A 13,234-nucleotide genomic window follows, 5' to 3' on the forward strand; every position below is an offset into this window, starting at 1 on the left:
CACCGGCAACGATCCGGCGCTGACAAGTTCGCGGCGAATATTGACAACACCCTGCCAGTCCGCCCTGTTGGCAACACCCTGCTATACCGGGGTCCGGTTCGCGAGGGATAAATTTACCATCGACTCGGCTGCGCGCCGGGTTTATCAATCGGCCTGCCTGCAGTCATGCGCAGCAGACTTTGAATTGACCTTCGAAGATATGCGGCGAGTCCGCAGGGTCTTTGTTCAGGATTCATGACGTAAGTGTGGTGAATATAATGATCGGACCGCAGCAGGCCTCGGATTCCGGGGCACAGCGGATCGCATTGGTGACCGGCGCCGCGGGTGGCATCGGTCATCGCATCGTGTACCGGCTCGCCGCTCAGGGCATGGTCGTCGTCGCGGTGGACCGGGCCGCGGACGCATCGAAGGAGCTGCGTGCCATGCCCGGTCAGGTGACGATCGTCCAGGGTGACGTGACCGACCCGGTCGATGTCGAACGCATCGTCGGCGATGTCGAACGGGATATCGGCCCGCTCGACTATCTGGTGAACGCGGCGGGCATCATGCGGTTCGGCGAGATCGTCGAACTGTCCGAGGACGACTGGGAAGAAACCTTCTCGGTCAACACGACCGGTGTTTTCCGGGTGACCAAGGCGGTGCTCACCCGCATGATCTCCCGGCGGCGCGGCGCGGTGGTCACGGTGTCCTCCAATGCCGCGCGCACGCCGCGCGCGTCCATGTCCGCCTATTCGGCCTCCAAGGCGGCGGCGACCATGCTCGCCAAATGCGCCGCGCTGGAGGTCGCCAAATACGGAATACGGTGCAACGTCGTTTCGCCCGGATCCACCAGGACCGAAATGCTGCAGGCGACGTGGGAGGGTGAGGACCGTACCGAGGCCACCATCGCCGGTGTGCCGGAGAAATTCCGGCTCGGCATTCCGCTCGGCCGCATAGCCGATCCCGACGACATCGTCGACGCCGTGGAATTCTTGCTGTCCGACCGCGCCCGGCACATCACGATGCAGGAACTCACCGTGGATGGTGGCGCGACACTCGGCAGCTGAGTGCGCAGAAATTCGATCGATCAGAGGAGTCATGATGTTCGGTGGAATACCCGACGTCATTTCGTATGAAATGCCGGTGCCGGACGAGATGCCGGAGAATATTGTCGACTGGAAAATCGAACCCCGTCGATCGGTGCTGTTGATCCACGATATGCAGAACTACTTTCTGCGCCCGCTGCGCGCCGGCGGCTCGCCCTACACCGAGTTGGTCGCCAACCTCACGCGGCTGCGTGCGGCCTGCGTGCGGGCCGGCGTGGCCGTCGTCTACACCGCGCAGCCCGGCGGGATGACCCCGGCCGAGCGCGGATTGTTGCGTGATGTCTGGGGTCCGGGCATGACCACGGACGAGACCGATCGCGCGGTCGTGGCCGAATTGACCCCCGGCCCAGCCGATCTGGTGTCCACGAAGTGGCGCTACAGCGCGTTCCACGGGTCGGGGCTGCTCGACCGGTTCCGGGCGATGGGCCGCGACCAACTGATCATCAGCGGGGTGTACGCGCACGTCGGGGTGTTGGTCACCGCGTGCGAGTCCTACTCGAACGACATCGAGACCTTCCTCGCCGCCGATGCGATCGCCGACTTCACGCGTGCGGACCATCGGATGACGCTCGATTACGCGGCGGCCCGCTGCGCCATGGTGCAGACCACCGCGGATCTGGTCGCCGCCGTACAGTCCGGCACGGACGTCGGCTCCCGGGTGGGTGTGTGATGGCCCGCGTGCCCGCCGGGCGCGCGCTGCTCGATCGGCTGCTCGCCGATCCGCAGCAGCCGTTCGCGATGGTGCAGCGCTCGGGCGCCGAGGCGCCGGGCACCGTGGACATCATGTTCGGCGACTTCGCCGAACTGGCCGGCCTCGACGAGGTGCGGCTGGCCGACGAGGAGTCGGGCCTGCTCGTCCTGGTGCCCTACCGGCAGATCGCCGAGCGCGGTTTCCCCTGCAACGACGATCGCACGCCGTTGCTCGCGATGTCGGTGCGCGAGCACGAGCGCACCGACCGTGACACGGTGCTCGCGGCGATCGGCCCGGACCGGCTGGGCCCGGACTCGATCGATGCGGCGGGCTTCCGGTTCGACGTCTCCGACGAGGAGTACCGCCGGATCGTGCAGTCGGTCATCGCCGACGAGATCGGCACCGGTGAGGGCTCCAACTTCGTGATCAGCCGATCGCTGATCGGTTCGTTCGGGCCGGATCATCTGCACGTCTCGCTCGGCCTGTTCCGCAGGCTGCTGAGCGGCGAACGCGGTGCGTACTGGACCTATCTGGTGCACACCGGCACGCAGACCTTCGTCGGCGCCAGCCCGGAAGCGCATGCGCATTTCGACAATCGGACCGTGTCGATGAACCCGATCAGCGGCACCTACCGGTATCCGCCGGAGGGGCCGACCGAGTCGGGCCTGCTGCATTTCCTCGCCGATCAGAAAGAGAACGACGAGCTGTTCATGGTCGTCGACGAGGAACTCAAGATGATGTCGGCGCTCTGCCCGGCGGGCGGGACGGTGACCGGACCGTATCTCAAGGAGATGGCGCATCTGGCGCACACCGAGTACCTGCTGCGGGGCCGCACCGAACTGGGCGTCGCCGAGGTGCTGCGCGAGACGATGTTCGCGCCGACCGTGGTCGGCTCGCCGCTGGAAAGCGCCACGCACGTCATCGCGCGGTACGAATCGGTCGGGCGCGGCTATTACAGCGGTGCCATCGCCTACATCGACCGCGGGGCGAGCGGCGCGGTCCGGCTCGATTCGGCCATCCTGATCCGTACCGCCGTCGTGGACGCCGTGGGGCGGGCCAGGATCACCGTGGGCTCGACGCTGGTGCGCGACTCCGATCCGGTCGGCGAGATGCACGAAACCTATGCCAAGGCAGCGGCTTTGATCAACGGATCGGTCACGGCGCGCTGGCCGCAGCTGTCCGCATTGCCCGCGGTCGCGGCCGCGTTGCAGAGTCGCAACTCGATCGCCTCGCAGTTCTGGTTCGCCGAAGCGGACAGCAGGCGCATCGGCGCGGCGCCGCAGGCCCGCGGCTCGGTGTTGCTGATCGACGCGGCCGACAACTTCACCACGATGCTCGCCAGCATGCTGCGTTCGCTCGGGTTCGAGTTGACGATCGCGAGCTGGGACGCCGAGGTGGAACTCGCCGACTACGACCTGGTCGTGCTCGGTCCCGGTCCCGGTGATCCCGGTGCGCTGCACGATCCCCGGGTGCTGGCGATGCGGCGCCGGATCAAGCAGCTCACGGCGGCCGATCAGCCGTTCGCCGCGGTCTGCCTGAGCCACCAGATCCTGTGCTCCGCACTGGGTTTGGAGATCACCAGGCTGGACAAGCCGAATCAAGGTGTGAGCCGGGTGATTTCGCTGTTCGGCACGCCCGTGCGGGCCGGTTTCTACAACACCTTCGTCGCCCGTAGCGCGGTCGACGCCTTCGACTCCGCGCTCGGCCGGGTCGAGGTGAGTCGTGATCCGGCGACCGGTGAGGTGTACGCCCTGCAGGGCGAGCGCTTCGCCTCGGTGCAGTTCCACGCGGAATCGGTGCTGTCCCAAGACGGTCCGGCGGTGCTCGCCGCCATCGCGAGCAGGCTGATCGCCCGGCCCGCCGTGCTCGCCGGGGACCGGGTGAGTGCTCGTGGCTAGGCGGCTCGTGCGCCGGGCGCTCGGCGGGGTCGCCGACTTCGTGAACCGGCCGGTGCCGGTCCGTCGGGCGAAGGACGAGGAGCCGGTCTCCGGGAAACGGATCCTGATCACCGGCGCGTCCGCCGGTATCGGCCGGGCCGCGGCGGTGGCAGCCGCCGCGGCCGGGGCCGAGGTCGTGCTGGTGGCGCGCCGGGAGCCGGAACTCGCGCAGTTGTCCGACGAGATCCGGGCCGCGGGCGGCAAAGCCGTCTATCGAACGTGCGATCTCACCGACGGCGACGAGGTCGACGCGCTGCTCGACTGGGTGCGCACCTCGGTGGGCCGGGTGGACGTGCTGGTGAACAACGCCGGCCGGTCCATCCGGCGACCGATCACGGAATCGTTCGATCGCATGCACGATTTCCGGCGCACCATGGGCATCAACTATTTCGGCCCGGTCCAGCTCAGCCTCGGCCTGCTGCCCGGCATGCTGGAATCGGGCCGCGGTCAGATCGTCAATGTCGGCACCTGGACCGTGCCCACCGGCACCTCGCCCCGCTTCGCGGCCTACCAGAGTTCCAAAACCGCGCTGACCGCGTTCGGCCGCTGCGTGGACGCCGAGTTGTCCGGCCGCGGGGTCGCGGTGACCTCCGTCCACTATCCGCTGGTGCACACCGCGATGAGCGCACCCACCCCCGAGTATCAGCGGCTGCCCGGGCTGACGCCGCAGGAAGCGGCGGAGTGGATTCTGACCGCGATCCGGCACCGGCCGGTGCAGGTGCTCCCGCGCTACGTGCCGGTGCTGTGGGCCCTGCGGTTGTCCGGCCCCCGCACGGTGGGCCGGCTGCTGCTGCGCTGGGGGTGACCCGGGGGCGAATCGCCTGGTCCGCGTGCCGGTGACAAGTAGCTGCCATGGAATTGCGACCACCGGCCCGATTAGTCTTTGTGTATACACCGGTAAATATCGACCGGTAAATCCCGTGGATTATTCAGAAAGGGCATCATCGTGATGCTACGCAATGGGCGACTCATGGTCGCAACAATGGCTTGCGCGGCAGCGCTCTGGCCCGGATTCGCCGGCCCCGCCGCCGCCGAATCCCCGGTCTCGGCCGCCGCCTGCGGCACGCCGCTGAATGCCGCTGAAATCGCCACGATCACCGAGCTCTCGGATATGGACACGATCCGTGGCGCCGACGGTCTGCAGCGGCTCGTCGAGGTCGGCGAGCGCAACGCGCAGATCGCAGAAATCCTTGTCGCACATGGTGATCGGCGTGGTCTCTTCGCGCTCATGAACGACACCGCGGACCGTGCGACGGTGCTGCCGATGATCCGTTCCGGCGCCGGGCTGACCGATCCGCAGCGCGACGCGCAATTCTATTTCGAGGGCTACGAGACCTGGCTGCGCGCCGTGCACGCCGAATTCACCGGCGCGCCGATTGCCTGGCAGTGGGCACCCTATTTCGGGCTGGCCGGTAACTGCGCGGAGTCCGGCGCCTATGTGGCGATGGTCGGCTACAACGCGCATATGAGCGTCGATATCCCGTACGCGCTGGCCTCGACCGGTATCGGCCCGGACAACTCGGCCGATTACTTCAAATTGATGGACGCGATCGCCGTCAACAATCCCACCCTGGTCAGCCGGACCAAGCAGGCGTACAACGCCGATGTCGGCCCGCTGTGGCGGTTCTACTTCTTCGGCGAGGGACTCGATCGGATCACCGGCGAGGGTGTGGGCTCGACCATGCTGCTGCGCAGTGCGCTCGCCAGCGTGAACGCCACCAACCTGGCCAACGGCGTCGGCCTGGCCAACCCGGCCACCCGCGATCTCACCAACGCCGGCATCACCACCATGTGGGGAGCCATCGACGGTGTGCTCGCCACGCTCACGAACGTGAACGGGCTCTAGTACGCCAGGGCGCGAGCGCCCCGCTGTCTGCCAGCGGCCTCCCCGAAATGGTTCGGGGCGCCGACTCCGAAACGGACTGAACGTCCCCGAAGAGAGATTCGAACCGTGAAGACTTCCACCCCCATCCGACTCCTTGCCGCTGCCTCGCTGTGCGCCGTGTCCGCCCTGCTGGGCACCGTCGCGCCGGCCGCCGCCGACGAGGGCGCCGACGGAAAATCCTTCGTGGCGATCGGCGATTCCTACACCACCAACGGCAACATCATCTACTCGCTCGGCTTCGGCTACGGCGGCGACAAGTCCTGCCAGCGGTCGGACACCTCGTGGCCCAAGCAGCTGGCCGCGCAGATGAACATCGGCGCCGACGATTTGGAAGACGTCTCCTGCCTCGGCGCGTCCTTGGCCACCCCGCCGCACTACACCGCGACCTACATGGCCAAGCAGGCCGCCTCGGCCGGCGCGTTCGGCCCGAAGACCCGCCTCGTCACGATCCAGCTGGGCCAGAACGACATCTGGAACAGCTCGAACCGGCAGCGCGCGCTCGACGCCGAGGTCACCTGCCTGCCGAACTTCATCCAGGGCTGCGGACCCGACGCGGGCCTGGACGGCCGCGCGCCCGACTCTCGTGGTGTGAACGCCGATCAGTACGTGGCCTGGATCAAGCCGGTCGTGGACTACGTGCGCTACTACGCGCCGAACGCGCAGATCGTCTTCGTCGGCTACCCGACGATCGGCGAGCGCGGCAACCCGCAGTGGTGCTGGGAGTCCCCGGTGGGCCGGATGTCGCAGCCGCGCGCCGGTGCGATGACCGAGTTCCTGGACAAGGTCGACGACGCGCAGCGCACCGCCGCGGCCACGCTCGACGTCGGCTTCTTCGACACCAGGGCGGCCACCGCGGGCCACGGCAGCTGCGCCGCGGATTCGTGGATCAACGGGTACTTCAACCCGACCGGTGAGTTCCTCGGTATCCCGTTCCACCCGACCAAGCACGGTGACACGGTCACGGCGACCGGCATCAAGGAACAGTTCGGATTGTGATGACTGAGGACACTTTTTCGGCAGCTACGGTGCCGATGCAATGGGTAGGGCCGCTCAAGATCTCCGGCAACGTCGCCGAGGGTCTGGTCGAGGTGCCGCTGGCCACCTACGAATCGCCCCTGTGGCCTTCGGTGGGACGCGGCGCCAAGATCTCCACCCTGTGCGAGCGTGGCATCGTGGCCACGCTGGTGGACGAGCGGATGACCAGGTCGGTGTTGCTGGAGGCCGATGACGCGGGCACCGCACTGGCCGCGGCCCGCCAGCTCACCGCCGAACTGCCGCAGCTGCGCCGGATCGTCGGCGAATGCAGCCGCTTCGCCGATCTGATCGACCTGCACCACCAGATCGTCGGCAACCTGCTGTTCCTGCGGTTCGAGTTCACCACCGGCGACGCGTCCGGGCACAACATGGTGACCCTGGCGGCCGACACCCTGCTCGGGCACATCGTGAACACCGTGCCCGGTGTGCGCTACGGGTCGGTGTCGGGCAACTTCTGCACCGACAAGAAGGCCTCCGCGGTCAACGGGATCCTCGGCCGCGGCAAGAACGTCGTCGCCGAGATCCTGATCCCGCGCGAGATCGTGGCGCAGCGGCTGCACACGACGGCCGCGCAGGTGGCCGATCTCAACGTGCGCAAGAACCTGATCGGCACCACGATCGCGGGCGGAATCCGCACGGCGAACGCGCATTACGCGAACATGCTGCTCGGCGTGTACCTGGCCACCGGGCAGGACGCGGCGAACATCGTCGAGGGCTCGCAGGGCATCACCCACGTCGAGGATCGCGACGGGGATCTCTATTTCTCCTGCGCGCTACCGAATCTCATCGTCGGCACCGTCGGCAACGGCAAGGGGCTGGATTTCGTCGAGGCGAACCTGGCCCGCATGGGGTGCCGCGAGAGCCGGGAAGTCGGCGGTAACGCACGGCGGCTCGCCGTGCTCACCGCTGCCGCCGTGCTCTGCGGAGAGCTGTCTCTGCTTGCGGCGCAGACAAATCCGGGCGAGTTGATGCGGACGCACATCCGCTTCGAGCGCTCGGCATCAGGAGAAGGAACAGGCCAATGACCGTGCCTATCGGAATCCACGACATCGCCCTGGCGACCGGCCACTACGCGATGGATCTGGCCGAGCTGGCCAGGCACAACGGCGTAGACGTCAACAAGTACTACATCGGCCTCGGGCAGACCTCCCAGACCGTGCCCGCCACCGACGAGGACATCGTCACCATGGCCGCGGCCGCGGCCAAGCAGATCGTCGCCAAACACGGTGTCGAGGGCATCCGGACGATCCTGTTCGCTACCGAGACCGGGATCGACCAGTCCAAGGCCGCGGCGGTCTACGTGCAGGACCTGATCGGACTGCCCGCCGCGACCCGCGCCGTCGAGCTCAAGCAGGCCTGCTACGGCGGCACCTCCGCGCTGCAGTTGGCGGCGGGCATCGTCGCTCGCGATCCGGAGCAGCGCGTGCTCGTGATCGCCAGCGATATCGCCAAGTACGACGTCGATTCCGGCGGCGAGGGCACCCAGGGGGCGGCCGCGGTCGCGATGCTGGTCTCGGCGCACCCTGACCTCGCGGTTCTCGACGAGACGGTCGGGCTCTACACCGCGAACGTCCAGGACTTCTGGCGGCCCAACTATCGGTCCACCCCGCTCGTCGACGGCAAGCTGTCGGTCGGTGCGTACCTGGAGGCCGTGGAGCAGGCGTGGAAGGACTACGAGGCCAGGGGCGGGCGCGGCGTCACCGAATTCGCCGGCTTCTGCTACCACCAGCCGTTCACCAAGATGGCCTACAAGGCGCACACCCGGCTGCTCGAGCTCAAGGGCATCGAGGCCAGTACGGCGCGGCTGTACGCCGATCTGGCGCCGACCACGATCTACAACCGGGCGATCGGCAACAGCTACACCGCGTCGCTGTTCGTCGGGCTGGTCTCGCTGCTCGACCACTCCGAGGATCTCGACGGCAAGTCGGTGGCGCTGTTCAGCTACGGGTCGGGCTGTGTCGCCGAGTTGTTCTCGGTCACAATGGTTCCCGGGTACCGCAAACATCTGCGGACCGCGGAGAACCGGGCGGCGATCGCACGTCGTGAGCCGATCTCGTACGAAAAGTATCGTGCCCTGCGCAATGTCGCGCTGCCGGAGGACGGTACGGAGCTGGTGCTCGACGAGACGAGCAGCAATCCGTTCCGGCTGACGGCGATCGCGGGACATTCGAGAATCTACGGGGCGGCGCGCGCGCAGTGACGCGGGTGCGGACCGATCCACACCGAGAGTGAAATGCGCTGATGGAGAACGGAATGTGGCCCCCTCGTAGTGTGCTGGCGGCGCGCGGGCACGCGGTGCCCGAGCGCGCCGACGGCGAGGTCGGCACCGGGCGCGCGAGCGCCAAGCTGATCTTGTTCGGTGAGCACGTCGTGCTGTACGGCAAGCCCGCGATCTCGCTGCCGGTGCCGTCGCTGCCGGTCACCGCCCGCGCCCGCCGCAGGCCCGGCCCGGTCGTGATCGAATCCTCGACGCTCGACTCCGGCCGCCGCGAACTGTCCGCGGCCTCCCAGCTGGACGCCTCGGCGGTACCGCGGCTGGCCGTCTCGGCGGTCTGCGAGTACCTCGATCGCCCGGACGACGGGCTGTTCGTCACGGTCGACAGCGGTATCCCGGCGGGCCGCGGTTTCGGCTCCAGCGCCGCGAGTTCGGCCGCCATCATCGAGGCGGTGGCCCGGCTCTGGGGCCGGGAACTGGCCGGCGACACCATGTTCGCCCTGATCCAGCAGTCGGAATCGTTCGCGCACGGCAAGGCGAGCGGCGTGGACGCGCGCACCGTGATCAGCCGGGGCGGGCCGATGTGGTTCCAGGAGGGCGCGGTCGCGCCGCTCCCGGTGGCCGCGGGCGCGACCCAGCCGGTCCTGGTGGTCGCCGACACCGGCGTGAACGGCAGTACCCGGCAGGCGGTTTCGACCGTGCACCGCAATCTCGTGACGCTCGGTGCGACCGGTACCGACCTGCTGGAGCGGGCCGGGGCAATGACGACCGCCGCCGCGGCGGATCTGGCGGCGGGCCGGTTCGCCGACGTGGGCGCGAAGATGACCGCGACACACTTCATCCTCGACCGGCTCGGCGTGAGCTGCCCCGAGATCGAGACGCTGGTCGGCGCCGCGCTGGAGGCGGGTGCGTTGGGCGCCAAGCTCTCCGGCGGCGGACTGGGCGGCTGTGTCATCGCGCTGGCCGCCGACGCGGCCGACGCGGCGCGGTTGCACGCCGTCCTGCTCGCCGCGGGCGCGGATCGTTGCCATACCGTGGCCTTGGACGCGAGCGAGGTGCGGTCGTGAGCACGCCGGAGACGGTGGCCGCGCCGGTGGCCACCGAAGGCGTCACCGCGACGGCCTATCCGAACATCGCGTTGATCAAGTATTGGGGCAAACGCGATGAGGCGCTTCATCTTCCGGTCACCAGCAGCCTGTCGCTGACCCTCGGCGTCTTCGCGACCGTCACCACGGTGACCCTCGCCGAGGACCTCCCGGCCGACAGCGTCACCGTTGCCGACGGCCCCGCGGCGCAGGCCTTCGCCGCCAAGGTCGTCGGATTCCTCGATCTGGTACGGGATTCGGCGGGCGATCACCGCCGCGCCCGGGTGCACACCGTCAACATGGGGCCGACCGGGGCGGGCCTTGCCTCCTCGGCCTCCGGGTTCGCGGCACTCGCGGTGGCGGCGGCCGGCGCCTACGGTCTGGACCTCGACCAGCGCGCGCTGTCCCGGCTGGCCCGGCGCGGCTCCGGCAGCGCCTCGCGTTCCATCTACGGCGGCTTCGCCCAGTGGCATCGGGGCGAAGGCGTTGGCGCGGAGGGGGATTCGAGCAGTTACGCGGAGCCGATCGCGGCGCCGCTGCTGGATCCCGCGCTGGTCGTCGCGCTGGTCGACGCCGGCGAGAAGTCCATCACCAGCCGGGCGGCGATGCGGCGCACCGTCGACACGTCGCCGTTCTATCAACCGTGGGTGCAGTCCAGCGCACAGGACCTGCGCGAGATGCACGCCGCCATCGCGTCGGGGGATCTGGCGGCGGTCGGCGAGATCGCCGAACGCAACGCCCTCGGCATGCACGCCACGATGCTCGGCGCCCGCCCGGCCGTGCGCTACTTCGCCCCCGGGTCGATGCGGGTGCTGGATCGGGTGCTCGCGCTGCGCGCCGCAGGCGTCGCGGCGTACGCCACGATGGACGCGGGCCCCAACGTCAAGGTGCTGTGCGATCGACGGGACAGCGCCGCGGTGGCCGCGGCCCTGGCCGAGACCGATCCGGCGATGCGGGTCATCGTGGCCACCCCGGGACCGGGTGCGGCGATCGGCGCGCCGGCCGAATCGAGTGCCCATGATCACCGTTGACGTTCCCGGCAAGCTGTACATCGCCGGCGAGTACGCGGTATTGGAACCGGGTGGCGCGGCCGTGCTCGTCGCGGTGGACCGCTACCTGACCGTCGCGGTCGGTCCGGCGCAGGCGCCGTCGCGCCGGACGGTCACCACCGCGCGCACCGGGCCGGGCCCGGTCGAATTGCTCCCGCGTACCGCGACAACCGTTGCCGCGGTGGCCGATCCGGCCGATGCCGCGGCGTTGCGGCACGTGCTCACCGCGGTGGAACTGGTCGAGCGGCTCGCGGCCGAACGCGGCGACGAATTGCTCGGCTTCCACCTCGAGATCCGCTCGGCCCTGGACGACGCGGCGACCGGCCGCAAGTTCGGGCTCGGCTCCTCGGGCGCGGTGACGGTCGGCGTGGTGCGCGCCCTCGCGCGGGCCTACCGGTTCGACCTGGACGACGACGCGCTGCTGCGGCTGGCCCTGCTGACCGCCTTCGCGGTGGATCCGCGGTGCTCGGGTGGCGACGTCGCGGCATCCCTGCTCGGTGGCTGGGTCGCCTACCGAGCCCCGGATCGGGCCCGGGTGGCCGCGCAGTTCGCCCAGCCCGACACCAAGCTCACCGACCTGCTCTGGCAGCCGTGGCCGGAGCTGTCCGCGCGCCGGGTGCCCGCGCCCCGCGCGCTCCGGCTCGAAGTGGGCTGGTCAGGGCAGCCCGCGGTGTCCAGCGGGCTGGTCGAGCTGCTGCGCAACGGCATCGCGGGCGACTCCGCGGCGTACAGCCGGTTCGTGGTCGCCAGCAATTCCTGTGTCGCAACGCTTGTCGCGGCGCTGGAGTCCGGTGACGACGCGTCGGTGGGTACGGCCGTCGCGACCGCGGGGGCGCTGTTGCGCGCGGTGAGCGCGCTGGCCGGTGTGCCGATCGAGACCCCGGCGCTGGCCGCGCTGCGCACCACGGCCGACGCACTCGGCGCGGTCGCGAAGAGTTCCGGCGCGGGCGGCGGCGACTGCGGTATCGCGCTGGTCGCTTCGGCCGACGTGGCGCAGCTGCGGCAGCAGTGGCGGGCGGCCGGCATCACGCCGCTCGAACTGCTTGTGCATCAATCGTTTTCAGCGAAAGGCAACTCCAGTGACGACAGTGTCGCAGATCTACGGCAGCCGTAAAGACGACCATGTCCGCCTCGCGGTGGAGCAGCATCACCTGCGCAGCGCCGGGCTCGAGCTGAACCAGTTCGACGAGGTGCGTTTCGTGCACCACGCGCTGGCGGGCAGCGCCGAGTCGGCGGTGTCGCTCGGCACCGAGGTCGCCGGAATCGCGTGGGACGTACCGCTGTACATCAACGCGATGACCGGCGGCAGCGCCGGCACGGGGGAGATCAACCGCGGCCTCGCCATCGCGGCCAGGCAGACCGGGGTGCCGATCGCCTCCGGCTCGATGAGCGCCTATCTCGCCGACCCCGCGGTGGCGCCGACCTACCGGGTGCTGCGCGAGGAGAATCCGGACGGGTTCGTCATCGCCAATGTCAATGCCAACGCGACACCCGAAATGGCCCAGCGCGCAGTCGATCTGATCGCGGCGAACGCGCTGCAGATCCACATCAACACGATCCAGGAGATCGTGATGCCGGAGGGCGACCGGGACTTCTCCGCGTGGCCCGAGCACATCGCCCGGATCGTGGACGCGCTGGACGTGCCGGTGATCGTCAAGGAGGTCGGCTTCGGGATGAGCGCGGCCGCGGTGGCGCGTGCGGCCGACCTCGGCGTCTCGATCGTGGACGTATCCGGGCGCGGCGGCACGAATTTCGCCACCATCGAGAACGCCCGGCGCCCGCACGAGGACTTCGCGTACCTGGGGGACTGGGGACAGTCCGCGCCCGCCTGCCTGATCGACGCCGCCGACGTGGCGCGGCAGCGGGAGCTGAGCCTGCTGGCCTCGGGCGGCGTGCGGCACCCGCTCGACGTGGTGCGGGCGCTCGCGCTCGGCGCGCGGGCGGTCGGGGTGTCGGGCTATTTCCTGTCGGTGCTGCAGAGCGCCGGTGTCGACGCGCTGGTTTCGACGATCGGCGACTGGATCACCCAGATCCGGCAGCTGATGGTGGTGCTCGGCGCGCAGACGGTGCCGGACCTGGCGCAGACGGATCTGCTGCTGAGCGGCAACCTGGCCGAGTTCAGCCGGCTGCGCGGTATCGATCCGGGCGGCTACGCCCGGCGTGCGCGCTGACGATGGCGCGACGATAGGCGCGCGATCGCGCGCTGATGGCGCGACGTGTCACGCTATTCGTGCGGCACAGTTGTGCCCGCG

Annotated in this window: 12 protein-coding genes; all 12 read left to right on the top strand. The window is 69.2% G+C overall.

The annotated features are described in order from the left end of the window. The first annotated feature begins 257 nt into the window (after positions 1–257). The 12 genes from NVU01S_RS14575 (at position 258) to fni (ending at position 13,153) form a co-directional block, all read left to right on the top strand. Positions 258–1,046, top strand: a complete 789-nt coding sequence (locus NVU01S_RS14575; RefSeq protein ID WP_014987457.1) for a 2,3-dihydro-2,3-dihydroxybenzoate dehydrogenase — start codon at positions 258–260, stop codon at positions 1,044–1,046. 31 nt (positions 1,047–1,077) lie between these two features. Continuing rightward, a complete protein-coding gene (locus tag NVU01S_RS14580) occupies positions 1,078–1,755 on the top strand; it encodes an isochorismatase family protein (protein ID WP_043683627.1) in 678 nt (225 codons plus the stop codon). Further along, positions 1,755–3,674: an anthranilate synthase family protein gene (locus NVU01S_RS14585; RefSeq protein WP_043683630.1), complete on the top strand. Its 1,920-nt coding sequence runs from the start codon at positions 1,755–1,757 to the stop codon at positions 3,672–3,674. Before NVU01S_RS14580 ends, NVU01S_RS14585 begins: the two co-directional genes overlap by 1 nt. After that, a complete protein-coding gene (locus tag NVU01S_RS14590; protein WP_244467585.1) occupies positions 3,667–4,518 on the top strand; it encodes an SDR family NAD(P)-dependent oxidoreductase in 852 nt (283 codons plus the stop codon). Before NVU01S_RS14585 ends, NVU01S_RS14590 begins: the two co-directional genes overlap by 8 nt. Before the next feature lie 177 nt (positions 4,519–4,695). Next, the gene (locus NVU01S_RS14595) at positions 4,696–5,559 is read left to right on the top strand and encodes a DUF5995 family protein (protein ID WP_043683639.1); all 864 of its coding nucleotides are present in this window, start codon (positions 4,696–4,698) and stop codon (positions 5,557–5,559) included. 105 nt (positions 5,560–5,664) lie between these two features. After that, the gene (locus tag NVU01S_RS14600; protein WP_167829475.1) at positions 5,665–6,594 is read left to right on the top strand and encodes an SGNH/GDSL hydrolase family protein; all 930 of its coding nucleotides are present in this window, start codon (positions 5,665–5,667) and stop codon (positions 6,592–6,594) included. Continuing rightward, positions 6,594–7,658: a hydroxymethylglutaryl-coenzyme A reductase family protein gene (locus NVU01S_RS14605; protein ID WP_014987451.1), complete on the top strand. Its 1,065-nt coding sequence runs from the start codon at positions 6,594–6,596 to the stop codon at positions 7,656–7,658. The genes NVU01S_RS14600 and NVU01S_RS14605 overlap by 1 nt, the downstream gene beginning before the upstream one ends. Further along, the gene (locus NVU01S_RS14610) at positions 7,655–8,833 is read left to right on the top strand and encodes a hydroxymethylglutaryl-CoA synthase (RefSeq protein WP_043683644.1); all 1,179 of its coding nucleotides are present in this window, start codon (positions 7,655–7,657) and stop codon (positions 8,831–8,833) included. Before NVU01S_RS14605 ends, NVU01S_RS14610 begins: the two co-directional genes overlap by 4 nt. A 53-nt stretch (positions 8,834–8,886) precedes the next feature. After that, a complete protein-coding gene (gene mvk, locus NVU01S_RS14615) occupies positions 8,887–9,915 on the top strand; it encodes a mevalonate kinase (protein WP_167829476.1) in 1,029 nt (342 codons plus the stop codon). Further along, positions 9,912–10,964, top strand: a complete 1,053-nt coding sequence (gene mvaD, locus NVU01S_RS14620) for a diphosphomevalonate decarboxylase (RefSeq protein WP_082032516.1) — start codon at positions 9,912–9,914, stop codon at positions 10,962–10,964. Before mvk ends, mvaD begins: the two co-directional genes overlap by 4 nt. Then, complete coding sequence (locus NVU01S_RS14625) at positions 10,951–12,096, top strand: phosphomevalonate kinase (protein WP_043683646.1); 1,146 nt, start codon at positions 10,951–10,953, stop codon at positions 12,094–12,096. Before mvaD ends, NVU01S_RS14625 begins: the two co-directional genes overlap by 14 nt. Next, complete coding sequence (gene fni / locus NVU01S_RS14630) at positions 12,071–13,153, top strand: type 2 isopentenyl-diphosphate Delta-isomerase (protein WP_052281476.1); 1,083 nt, start codon at positions 12,071–12,073, stop codon at positions 13,151–13,153. The genes NVU01S_RS14625 and fni overlap by 26 nt, the downstream gene beginning before the upstream one ends. Positions 13,154–13,234: the final 81 nt, after the last annotated feature.

The organism is Nocardia vulneris (genome assembly GCF_001613425.1).
Classification (GTDB): domain Bacteria; phylum Actinomycetota; class Actinomycetes; order Mycobacteriales; family Mycobacteriaceae; genus Nocardia; species Nocardia vulneris.

Bases quoted from the DNA above. Each gene is read 5' to 3' on its own strand.
- NVU01S_RS14575 (WP_014987457.1), top strand. From the start codon at position 258: ATGATCGGACCGCAGCAGGCCTCGGATTCCGGGGCACAGCGGATCGCA.
- NVU01S_RS14580 (WP_043683627.1), top strand. From the start codon at position 1,078: ATGATGTTCGGTGGAATACCCGACGTCATTTCGTATGAAATGCCGGTG.
- NVU01S_RS14585 (WP_043683630.1), top strand. From the start codon at position 1,755: ATGGCCCGCGTGCCCGCCGGGCGCGCGCTGCTCGATCGGCTGCTCGCC.
- NVU01S_RS14595 (WP_043683639.1), top strand. From the start codon at position 4,696: ATGGCTTGCGCGGCAGCGCTCTGGCCCGGATTCGCCGGCCCCGCCGCC.
- NVU01S_RS14605 (WP_014987451.1), top strand. From the start codon at position 6,594: ATGACTGAGGACACTTTTTCGGCAGCTACGGTGCCGATGCAATGGGTA.
- NVU01S_RS14610 (WP_043683644.1), top strand. From the start codon at position 7,655: ATGACCGTGCCTATCGGAATCCACGACATCGCCCTGGCGACCGGCCAC.
- mvk (WP_167829476.1), top strand. From the start codon at position 8,887: ATGTGGCCCCCTCGTAGTGTGCTGGCGGCGCGCGGGCACGCGGTGCCC.
- NVU01S_RS14625 (WP_043683646.1), top strand. From the start codon at position 10,951: ATGATCACCGTTGACGTTCCCGGCAAGCTGTACATCGCCGGCGAGTAC.